Below are 9906 nucleotides of genomic sequence, written 5' to 3' on the forward strand. Positions count from 1 at the left end.
TGTGGGTTTTCTTAACTTGGTGGCACTGGGGCAGGCCCCTGGACAAGCGCCGGCGGCCGGCGTCGCGGCTAGGTCTGGATCTTGACGCAGGTGTCCGGCACCGGCACCGGCGCGCCCTGCTCGGCGACGATCCAGCCGGCCAGCCGCGCGCGCAAGGCGGCCACCTGACAGGGGTCGAACTCGACCAGCAGGGTCTTGTCGTCGCGGCCGACCACCTTGCCCTCGGCAAAGCCCAACACCACCTGCTCGGCCGCTTGCGGCGACAGGATGGCATTGCGGGTCTGGCGGAGGAGTAGGCGTTGCATGGCCCCAGTCTACTCCATCGCCCGCGCCGCCGCTCCGCTCACGGCAACCGTCCCAGTCCCTCGAACTCGGTCCCCAAACCCATGCGCAGCGCGGCGCCGTAGATCAGCCCCAGCATGGTGATGGCGCGCTTGCTGTCGCGCGGCAGCGCCAGCACCTCGGGGTGGGCCGCCAGCAGCAGCGCGGCGCAGCCGGTCACCGCCGGGCAGGCCATCGAGGTGCCGCTCATCACCGCGTAGGCGGCCGGCGGCACGGTCGAGACGATGCCCACGCCCGGCCCCGTCAAGTCGACCTCGGGGCCGACGTTGGCGAAGCCGGCGACGAAGACGGCGGCGTCGTCGGCCGAGAACGGCGCCAGCGCGTCCAGCGCCTCGGTCGAGTCGGCCGGGTAGCTGCCGACCCGGCCGATGGCCGACACCGCCAGCGCCTCCGGCCAGCGCGCCGGATAGCTGACCGGGCCGCGCGTGTCGTTGCCGCTGGCGACGATGCACAGGCTGCCCTGGTCGAAGGCGTCCTTGATCGCCTCGTGCACCGCCTCGTCGCGCAGCGGCCCGCCCAGGCTCAGGTTGAGCAGGTCGCAGCCGTCGGCGACGGCGCGGTCGATGGCGCGGATGATGTCGTAATTGGTGGCGCCGTTGCCGGCGTTGGGGAAGACCCGGTAGCTCATCAGCCGCACGCCGGGCGCGACGCCGCGCCGGCCGCCGGGCGGCGAGCCACGGCCGGCGACGATGCCGGCGACGTGGCTGCCGTGGTCGCCGTCCCGCGCCGCCGGGCCGTGGCCGCCGATGTCGTTCTCGGCCTGCACGAAGGCGGCGCCGCCGGCCACCGCCAGGTCCGGATGGCCGAGCGCGACGCCGGTGTCGATCACCGCCACGGCGACGCCGGCGCCGGCCGTCAACGGGTGCCGGCCGTACAGCCGGGCGAGGTAGTCGTCGGCCGCCAAGTCGATGGGCGCCAGGCGCAGGCGCACGGCCGAATCCAGGCTCAGGTCGGCGCGGTGGCAGCCCCAGTAGCCGGCCGGGCCGTAGGCCACCAGCAGCTCGACCTGCTTGCGGCGGGCACCGAGCGCCAGCCGCACCAGGCCGTCGGCGTCGCTGACGCCCTCGGCGCCGGCGCGGGCGGCGAAGTCGGTGAAGGCGATCACATGGGCGCCGGCCAGCGGCAACTCGCCGTCGCCGCGCAGCACCGTCAGCGTGATCGCCGCCGCGCCCGCGCCGACGGCGGCCGGCGCGGCGCAGGCGGCGGGATTGAGCTGCAACCGCGGCCGCCGGCTCAGCTGGTAGATCACCAGGGGCACGGCGCGCACGCCGGGCGCGCTGACCTTCAGCGCCAGCAGTTGTTCGGGGGTCAGCGCGGCCAGCTTGGCGCCGTCGTCGTGGGTCGAATGCAGGATCTGCGGCGCCATCGCCGGCGCGGCCAGGCCGGCGGCGCCGCGCGCCAGCGCCGCCGTCGCCACCAATGCGGCGTTGGCGGCGTTGGCGGCGTTGGCGGGTGCCGTCACACCGTCGAGCGCGCTCATCTCGGCCGAACGCATGCCGCGCAAGGGCAGCAGCACGTATTCGGCGGCCTCCCAGACGTGCGCGCCGACCAGTCGCGGAAACGGCGCGGCGGCGCTATCGGCCGCCGCGACGGCGTCGTCGGCGCCGTCGGCATTGCGCTTGAGCGCATGAGCGGCGACCAGCATGGCGCCGCCGCCGCCGTCGAGCACGGCGACGAAGAAGTCGAGCAGCGCGTCGATGCGGCCCAGCCGCGCCGCCAAGGCGCCGGCGCCGTCGAGCGCCGCCGCCACATAGGCCACGGCGGCGTTGATGTGCTGCGCCGTCACGCGCGGTTCGCCCGCCGCCAGGGCGATGTCGAGACCGTCGAGCCAGGCGGCCAGGTCGAGCAGGCTGTGGTAGCGCCGCATGATCTGGCGCTGCTCGGCGAAGCCGGGATTCTCGCCCAGCACAGCGCACAGGCGGCCGGCCAGTTCGCGCAGCAGGGCGATGGCCGGCCTGAGCGCGACGGCGGCGATGGTCTCGCCGGCGCCGGCCGGCGCCAGCGCAGTGGTGTCGTTCCGCTCCATGGGGTTGCTCCTCGGTCCGGCGATGGCGGACGCATTGTTATGGTGTATGAATGATTGCATTTGCATCATTCTGCCCCATTCTCCTCCAGCTCGCCGGGCATGGGCGCAGGCCAGCGCGGCGGCCTGCTGCGCCAGATCGAGCCGGCGCCAAGTGAATGCGCTTTTGCCCGCGCGCGGCGGCGGCGGACCGCTATAATGTTGCAAACCGAATAGCACCGCCCCCACCACGGAAACACGCCATGCGCAAGTTTGTGATCGTCCTGCTGCCCCTGTTGTTGAGTGCCTGCGTCGACGACTCGGCCTCCTACTACGCCGACGGCGCCGGCAACCACGCGCTGACGATACGCCGCGCCCAGCAGCACTTCTGGAGCGACGCGGCGACGGTGGACCTGATCATGTCGCGCCTGCCCGACTGCCAGCGCCGCTTGCGCCTGGCGACGCTGCCGGCCGGCGAGGTCGAGATCGAATTGTTTTCCAGCGGCGACAACAACTGGACCTTGCGCGCCGGCAGCCAGGTGTGGCAGGTGGAGAGCCAGACCTGCACGCAATATGCGGACAACAAGGGGGAGTTCGGCGAGCCGGTGGGGATCTTCCGCACCGAGGCCGGCAAGTTCAGCTTCCAGCCGGCGCTGGTGACGGCGCCGGCCGCGCCGGCCCAGGGTGCCGAGGCGGCCGCACCGCAGTAGGCTTGGTTGGTAAAACCCACAGGCGAAAACCTGGGGTCAGACCCTTGGGTCTGACCCCGGCTCTTTGCCGCTGGGTGGTTTTGTAGCCGCCGGCGCCTTAATTTCCCACCCTAGCGCGACAAGGCTAGCCGGCCCGACGCGGCGGCCGCGCGCACGCGCGGCGTGGCGGCGTTGCCGCCGCCACCGGCGCGTCCCTCGGCGGCGCTCAGGCGGAAGCGCGTCACCAGCTGCGCCAGCATGGCGGCCTGGTCCTGCATGCTGCCGGCGGCGGCGGCGGCCTGTTCAACCAGCGCGGCGTTCTGCTGGGTCACCGAATCCATCTCGGTGATGGCCTGGTTGACGTGGCCGATGCCGGTGCTCTGCTCGTGCGAGGCGGAGCTGATCGCGCCCATGATCTCGGTGACCCGCGAGACGCTGGCCACCACCTGGTCCATCGTGGTGCCGGCCTCGGCCACCAGCGCGCTGCCGGCCTTGATGCTGTCGACCGAATCGCCGATCAGTTCCTTGATCTCCTTGGCCGCCGCCGCGCTGCGGTGGGCCAGGTTGCGCACCTCGGTGGCGACCACCGCGAAGCCACGGCCCTGCTCGCCGGCGCGGGCCGCCTCCACCGCCGCGTTGAGCGCCAGGATGTTGGTCTGGAAGGCGATGCCATCGATCACGCTGATGATGTCGACGATGCGCGTCGCCGAGGCGTTGATGGTTTCCATCGTCCGCACCACCTGCGACACCACGTGGCCGCCCTTCTCGGCCACCTGGGCGGCCGAGATCACCAACTGGTTGGCCTGCTGGGCGTTGGCGGCGTTCTGGTTGACGGTGGCCGTCAACTCCTCCATCGAGGCGGCGGTCTCCTCCAGCGAGCTGGCCTGGCTTTCCGTGCGGGCCGACAAGTCCATATTGCCGCTGGCGATCTCGGCCGAGGCGATGGCGATGGTGTCGGCGCTGCGGCGGATCTCGCCGATGGTGTCGGCCAGCTTGGCCTGCATGGTGCGCATGCCGAACAGGATGCTGCTGTTGTCGGTCTTGTGGGTCTGCACCGGGGTGCTCAGGTCGCCGTCGGCGATCTGCTGGGCCACCTCGCTGGCGTAGGCCGGGTCGCCGCCGATGGTGTGGCGCAGGCTGCGGTTGATCGCGCTGACCACCAGCCACAGCAGGACGAAGACCACCGCCAGCACGCCGGCCGACTTGTACAGCGAGACGCGGAAGGCGTCGTCGATGTCGTCCATGTAGACGCCGGTGACCAGGTCCCATTCCCACGGCGCGTAACGCACCACCCGGCTCATCTTGGCGACCGGCTCGGTGCCGCCGGGGCGGTTCCAGTGGTAGTGGACAAAGCCGGCGCCGGCCGCGCTGCCGCCGGCCGCCGCGATGTCGCGGTACAGGTAGACGCCGGTGGCGTCCTTGAAGTTGCTCATGTCCTTGCCGTCGTTTTCCGGCTTGAAGGGATTCATCAGCGCGATGACCGCCGAGGTGGTGATGGAGATGTAGCCGTCCTTGCCGAAGCGCAGCGACTTGATCACTTCCTTGGCGCGTTTTTGCGCTTCCTCCTTGCTCAGGGCGCCGGACTGGACCTGCGCGCCGAAATGTTTGAGGACGCTGAGGCCGACCTCGTCGACGTTGCTCAGGTCGTTGCTACGCTCTTCGATGCGCAGATCGCGGGTTTGCACCGCGCCATACACAAAAATGATGAAAATACACAGCAGGCTGCAAATCAGGGGCACCCACAGCTTTTGTTGGAAAGACAGTTTATTCACGGCTATCCTTTTTGTTGTCGGAAACCAAGAATAGTCTGACAAGTGACTTCAATGCAACATTTTGCCGCCTGGGAAATATTTGCCATGGCTTTATGTGCCAAAAGGCAACAGATTGAAGTATTAATTGACAATCTTTTGCAATTTGCAAATAAAAAAGCGCGGCGATGATGGTCGCCGCGCTGGGGGGGATCGGGGCGCCTCGCGGCGCCGGCGGCGGCTTAGCGCTGTTGTTGCTTGGCCGCCGCCGTGGCCTGCAGGCTGGCGTCGACACTGGCGCGGCCGGCGCGCGGCGCCTGGTAGGCGATCGACTCGGTCGCCTCGTTCCGCTCCAGCAGGCCGGCGGCGCGGGCGCGCAGCACCTCGGCCTTGACGTCGGCACGGCTCAGGCCGCTTGGCTGCGTGTCGAGGCGGCCCAGCGCGGCCTCGCTCTGGTCGAGCTGGCCGGCGGCGCGCGCCTGTTGCAGCTCGGCCAACACCTCGGCGCGGGTTTTGCCGTCGTCGGCCAGGGCGGCGCCGGCGATCAGCAGCAGGGAGGCGGAAGCGATCAGTTGTTTGATGTTCATGGTGGGACTCCAGTCGGTTGGTTGAATGGGAGTCGAACAGCGCTCGGAGTGGCTGGTCGATGGAGTCATCTTAGTATTTAAATTTAAGATGAAAAAGCGCAAATATCCGCGCTTTTTTATCCGATTTTCGAATGTTAGATCGCGGCGGACGCCTCGCTGTCCAGGCCGGCGGCCTGGTGCTCGTTGTAGCGCGCACCGGCGACGGCGGCGGCCGGCATGGCTTCTTCCAGCCGCGCCAGGTCGGCCGCCGCCAGCACCAGGCCGGTGGCGCCCAGCGCCTCGTTCAGACGGCTGCGGGTCCGCGCGCCGACCAGCGGCACGATGTCCACGCCCTGCGCCAACACCCAGGCGATGGCCACCTGGGCCACCGACACGCCCAGCTCGGCGGCGATGGCGCGCACATTTTCCACCAGCGCCAAGTTGCGCCGCAGATTGTCGCCCTGGAAGCGCGGGCTGTACTGGCCACGGAAGTCGGCTTCGCCGGCGCGCTGGCTGCTCCAGTGGCCGGAGATCAGGCCGCGCGACAACACGCCGTAAGCCGTCACGCCGATGCCCAGCTCGCGGCAGGTTTGCAGGACGCCGTCTTCGATGCCGCGCGAAATCATCGAGTATTCGATCTGCAGGTCGGCGATCGGGTGCACGGCGTGGGCCCGGCGCAGGGTCTCCGAGCCGACCTCGGACAGGCCGATGTGGCGGATATGGCCGGCCTTGACCAGCTCGGCCATGGCGCCGACCGTGTCCTCGATCGGCACGTTCGGATCGAGGCGGGCCGGACGGTAGATGTCGATCTGCTCGACGCCCAGCCGCTGCAAGGAATAGGCGGCGAAGTTCTTCAGCGCCGCCGGGCGGTTGTCGATGCCGCTCCAGCCGCCGTCCGGGTCGCGCAGCGCGCCGAACTTGACGCTGATTTGCACGCGGTCGCGGTCGCGCCCGGCCAGCGCCTCGCGCAGCAGCAACTCGTTGTGGCCCATGGCGTAGAAGTCGCCGGTGTCGAGCAGGGTGACGCCGGCGTCGAGCGCGGCGTGGATGGTGGCGATGCTTTCGGCGCGGTCGGCCGGGCCGTACAGGTCGGACATGCCCATCAGGCCGAGGCCGAGTTGCGCCACTTGCGGGCCGGTGCTGCCGAGTTTGCGGGTTTGCATGCTGTTTCTCCAGAGGTCGTTGAGGGGAACGCGGACGCCGTGTCGGCCCGCGGTACAACCATTATGCTATTATCGATATCAGTAATAAATCAGCTAAACCTTATTTGTTTATTCGAAAATATATAACAATCATGGACCAGTTCAAGGCGATGCAGATCTTCAAGGCGGTGGCCGACTGCAAGAGTTTCACCCAGGCGGCCGAGCAACTCGACCTGCCCAAGCCCAGCGTCAGCAACGCCGTGCAGGCCATCGAACAGCGGCTCGGGGTGCGTCTGCTGCAGCGCACCACGCGCAAGGTCAGCCTGACCGTCGAGGGGCGGATCTACCTGGACCGCTGCAGCGACCTGCTCAACGACTTGGAGGACGTCAACGCCCTGTTCCTCGGCGACGGCCGCCAGCCCAGCGGCAGCATCCGCGTCGAGCTGCCCGAGCGGCTGGCCCATCAGGTGGTGATCCCCGCCCTGCCCGACTTCTTCCGCCAATTCCCCGACATCCAGGTGCGGCTCGGCTCGAACGACCGCTACGCCGACCTGGTCGGCGAGGGCATCGATTGCGCCGTGCGCGGCGGCAACCTGCGCGACTCCAGCCTGATCGCCAAGCGCATCGGCGAGATGGAGCAGATCAACTGCGGCGCGCGCAGCTATCTGGAACGCCACGGCCGGCCGCAAACGCTGGCCGACCTGGCCCGGCACCAGGCGGTCAACTTCTTCTCCAGCCAGACCGGCCGCGACCTCGACTGGGAGTACCAGGACGCCGACGGCCAGCGCCGCACGCTGAGCATGCGCAGCGCCGTCTCGGTCAACGGCACCGAGGCTTATCTGGAAAGCTGCCGCGCCGGCCTCGGCCTGATCCAGAATCCCCGCCTCGGCCTGGGCGACTTGCTGGCCACGGGCGAGCTGGAGGAGGTGCTGCCGCAATGGCGCCCGGCGCCGTTGCCCTTGTCGATCATTTACGCCCACAACCGCCACCTGTCGCCCCGCGTGCGGGTCTTCGTCGATTGGCTGGCCGATGTGCTAACGCAGCAAAGTGTGTCAAAATAAGGAATCTTTCCATTTCACAATTCCCCATGACACCCAATCTGCTCCCGGCGCTGACGGTGGCGCTGGCGTTCTCGGTCGGCGCGCACGACGTTGCCGCCGCCAGGCCCGACAAGAGCGGCCGGGCCGCCGCCCAGCCGGCGCCGGCCGCCGCGCCGAACTTGTCCGCCACGCAGGCCACGCAGGCCGGCGTGCGCGCCATCACGGCCGAGGCTTTGCTCAAGCACATCAAGACCCTGGCCTCGGACGAATTCGAGGGCCGCGCCCCGGCCAGCAACGGCGAAACCATTACGCTGAGCTATCTGCAAGGCCAGTTCAAACAGCTCGGCCTGGAACCGGGCAACCCGGACGGCAGCTATCTGCAAAAAGTGCCGATGCTGGGCATCTCCAGCCACCCGAGCTTGAAATACACCGCGCCGCTGCCGGGCAGCGTCAGCGTGCCGCTGCAGTTCCCCGAGGACTACGTGGCCTGGACCGCGCGCACGGAAAAATCCATCAACGTCAGCGATTCGGAGCTGGTCTTCGTCGGCTACGGCGTCAACGCGCCGGAGTTCCACTGGGACGACTACAAGGGCGTCGACCTGAAGGGCAAGACCCTGCTGATGCTGATCAACGACCCGCCCGTGGCCGACCCCAAGCATCCCGGCCAGCTCGACCCGAACGTGTTCGGCGGCAAGGCGATGAGCTACTACGGCCGCTGGACCTACAAGTTCGAGATGGCCGCCAAGCTGGGCGCGGCGGCCGCGCTGATCGTCCACGAAACCAAGCCGGCGGCCTACCCCTTCGAAGTGGTGCGCAACAGCTGGGGGCGGGAGAATTTCGCCATCCGCTGCAAGGGCGTCAACCCGGCCTTCCCGCCGTTGCCCGGCTGGTTGCAACTGGAGCGCGCGCGCGAACTGGCCAAGGCCGGCGGCCACGACTTCGACGCCCTCAAGCAGGCCGCCTTGTCGCGCGACTTCAAGCCGGTGCCGCTGGGCGTGCGCATCAACATGTCGGCGCAGAACGTCTGGCGCGAAGTCGGCTCGCACAACCTGGTGGCGAAGATCAGCGGCAGCGATCCGGCCGTCAAGGACGAGGTCGTCATCTACAGCGCGCACTGGGACCATTTCGGCATCGACGAAAGCCTGCCCGGCCCGCGCACCCAGCAGATCTTCCACGGCGCCAAGGACAACGCCTCCGGCGTCGCCGCATTGCTGGAAGTGGCGCGCGCCTACAAGGCGCTGCCGACGCCGCCACGGCGCACCATCCTGTTCCTGCTGACCACCGGCGAGGAGCGCGGCCTGCTCGGCGCGCAATACTACGCCAGCTATCCGCTGTATCCGCTGGCCAAGACGCTGCTCGACATCAACGTCGACGGCCTCAACCTGTGGGGCCGCACCCGCGACGTCGAGTTGTCCGGCATGGGCAAGTCCAGCGCCGACGAAGTGGTCGCCGAGGTGGCGCGCGGCCAGGGCCGGCTGGCGCGGCCGGACAGCAACAGCGCCTTCGGCAGCTTCTACCGGGCCGACCAGTTCGAGTTCGCCAAGGTCGGCGTGCCCGTCGTCTATGTGCGCGGCGGCACCGACTTCATCGGCAAGCGGCCCGGCTACGCGCAGCAGAAGCTGCTCAACTACACGGCGCACGACTACCACACCGTCAACGACGTGGTGCAGCCGGACTGGGACCTGGGCGGCGCGGTGCAGGACGTCGCCCTGTTGTTCCAGGTCGGCTACCAGGTGGCGCAGGGGAAGGAGTATCCTCACTGGAAGAGCGGCGCGGAATTCAAGGCGGTGCGCGAGCGCATGCTGGCGGCGCCGCCGAAGTGAAGCAAATTTAGCAGTCAGTGCAGTACACGAAGCAAGGAAACAGCATGACCAAGAACGACGCCATGAAACGCATCAACGACCGGCTCGGCAAGCCGACCCTGACCGACAAGAACACCCACTACGCCGAAGTGGTGGTGTATGGCAGCGACGAAGGCTGGTGGTTGAAGATCCCCTTCGCCGGCTTCCGCAACGAGCTGCACTGCATCCTCAACAACAACAAGACCAAGACCTTCCAGCACCTGAAGATCGGCGCCAACCAGATCCTCAGCCCGGGCATGAAGTTCCGCCGCAGCAGCGACGGCACCGCCGACGCCTTCATGTCGGCCGCCAACCCGAAGCGCCTGGTCGACCTGCTCGACGGCGGCAGCAAGTACAACTTCACCAAGCACATGGTCAGCGAGTACCGCGAGTCCAAGTAAGACAAGCTTCCCCCGGGGTCAGTTCCCCCCGGGGTCAGTGCCGACATTCGGACACGAGCTCAAGCAGAACGGCAGGCAGGCACAAAATGCCGCTGAGTTGAAAACCCCACAGGCGCACAGCTGGGGTGGGGCCCC

9 protein-coding genes are annotated in these 9906 nt (G+C 68.4%); 4 read left to right on the plus strand and 5 right to left on the minus strand.

Going from position 1 to position 9906, the window contains the following annotated elements; translation table 11 throughout:
• Window positions 1–68 precede the first annotated feature (68 nt).
• On the minus strand, window positions 69–305 hold the full coding sequence (locus tag H7U20_RS05945; protein ID WP_199518691.1) for a hypothetical protein: 237 nt from the start codon (window positions 303–305) through the stop codon (window positions 69–71).
• 38 nt (window positions 306–343) lie between these two features.
• Window positions 344–2368, minus strand: coding sequence for a S8 family serine peptidase (locus tag H7U20_RS05950; RefSeq protein WP_199518692.1), 2025 nt, complete (start codon window positions 2366–2368; stop codon window positions 344–346).
• Between the two features lie 239 nt (window positions 2369–2607).
• On the opposite strand from H7U20_RS05950, the gene H7U20_RS05955 reads away from it, so the two are divergent.
• Window positions 2608–3054, plus strand: coding sequence for a YdgH/BhsA/McbA family protein (locus H7U20_RS05955; protein WP_199518693.1), 447 nt, complete (start codon window positions 2608–2610; stop codon window positions 3052–3054).
• 110 nt (window positions 3055–3164) lie between these two features.
• On the opposite strand, the gene H7U20_RS05960 is transcribed toward H7U20_RS05955, so the two are convergent.
• The 3 genes from H7U20_RS05960 to H7U20_RS05970 all read right to left on the minus strand — a co-directional run bounded on the left by H7U20_RS05960 (window position 3165) and on the right by H7U20_RS05970 (window position 6510).
• The gene (locus H7U20_RS05960; protein ID WP_199518694.1) at window positions 3165–4805 is read right to left on the minus strand and encodes a methyl-accepting chemotaxis protein; all 1641 of its coding nucleotides are present in this window, start codon (window positions 4803–4805) and stop codon (window positions 3165–3167) included.
• A 218-nt stretch (window positions 4806–5023) separates the two neighbouring features.
• Window positions 5024–5368, minus strand: coding sequence for a DUF4148 domain-containing protein (locus H7U20_RS05965; RefSeq protein ID WP_199518695.1), 345 nt, complete (start codon window positions 5366–5368; stop codon window positions 5024–5026).
• A 134-nt stretch (window positions 5369–5502) separates the two neighbouring features.
• Entirely contained in the window at window positions 5503–6510 is a 1008-nt protein-coding gene (locus H7U20_RS05970; RefSeq protein WP_199518696.1) for an aldo/keto reductase, read from the minus strand.
• A 131-nt stretch (window positions 6511–6641) separates the two neighbouring features.
• On the opposite strand from H7U20_RS05970, the gene H7U20_RS05975 reads away from it, so the two are divergent.
• The 3 genes from H7U20_RS05975 to H7U20_RS05985 are packed head-to-tail and all read left to right on the plus strand — an operon-like array spanning window position 6642 to window position 9771.
• On the plus strand, window positions 6642–7550 hold the full coding sequence (locus H7U20_RS05975; protein WP_199518697.1) for a LysR family transcriptional regulator: 909 nt from the start codon (window positions 6642–6644) through the stop codon (window positions 7548–7550).
• Between the two features lie 26 nt (window positions 7551–7576).
• On the plus strand, window positions 7577–9352 hold the full coding sequence (locus tag H7U20_RS05980; RefSeq protein WP_199518698.1) for a M28 family peptidase: 1776 nt from the start codon (window positions 7577–7579) through the stop codon (window positions 9350–9352).
• A gap of 44 nt (window positions 9353–9396) precedes the next feature.
• The gene (locus H7U20_RS05985; RefSeq protein ID WP_199518699.1) at window positions 9397–9771 is read left to right on the plus strand and encodes a hypothetical protein; all 375 of its coding nucleotides are present in this window, start codon (window positions 9397–9399) and stop codon (window positions 9769–9771) included.
• Window positions 9772–9906 lie beyond the last annotated feature (135 nt).

Origin of the sequence: Rugamonas violacea, assembly GCF_016461825.1 — a bacterium.
Classification (GTDB): Bacteria; Pseudomonadota; Gammaproteobacteria; order Burkholderiales; family Burkholderiaceae_D; genus Rugamonas.

Bases quoted from the DNA above. Each gene is read 5' to 3' on its own strand.
- H7U20_RS05955 (WP_199518693.1), top strand. From the start codon at position 2,608: ATGCGCAAGTTTGTGATCGTCCTGCTGCCCCTGTTGTTGAGTGCCTGC.
- H7U20_RS05975 (WP_199518697.1), top strand. From the start codon at position 6,642: ATGGACCAGTTCAAGGCGATGCAGATCTTCAAGGCGGTGGCCGACTGC.
- H7U20_RS05945 (WP_199518691.1), bottom strand. From the start codon at position 305: ATGCAACGCCTACTCCTCCGCCAGACCCGCAATGCCATCCTGTCGCCG.
- H7U20_RS05965 (WP_199518695.1), bottom strand. From the start codon at position 5,368: ATGAACATCAAACAACTGATCGCTTCCGCCTCCCTGCTGCTGATCGCC.
- H7U20_RS05985 (WP_199518699.1), top strand. From the start codon at position 9,397: ATGACCAAGAACGACGCCATGAAACGCATCAACGACCGGCTCGGCAAG.
- H7U20_RS05970 (WP_199518696.1), bottom strand. From the start codon at position 6,510: ATGCAAACCCGCAAACTCGGCAGCACCGGCCCGCAAGTGGCGCAACTC.
- H7U20_RS05980 (WP_199518698.1), top strand. From the start codon at position 7,577: ATGACACCCAATCTGCTCCCGGCGCTGACGGTGGCGCTGGCGTTCTCG.
- H7U20_RS05950 (WP_199518692.1), bottom strand. From the start codon at position 2,368: ATGGAGCGGAACGACACCACTGCGCTGGCGCCGGCCGGCGCCGGCGAG.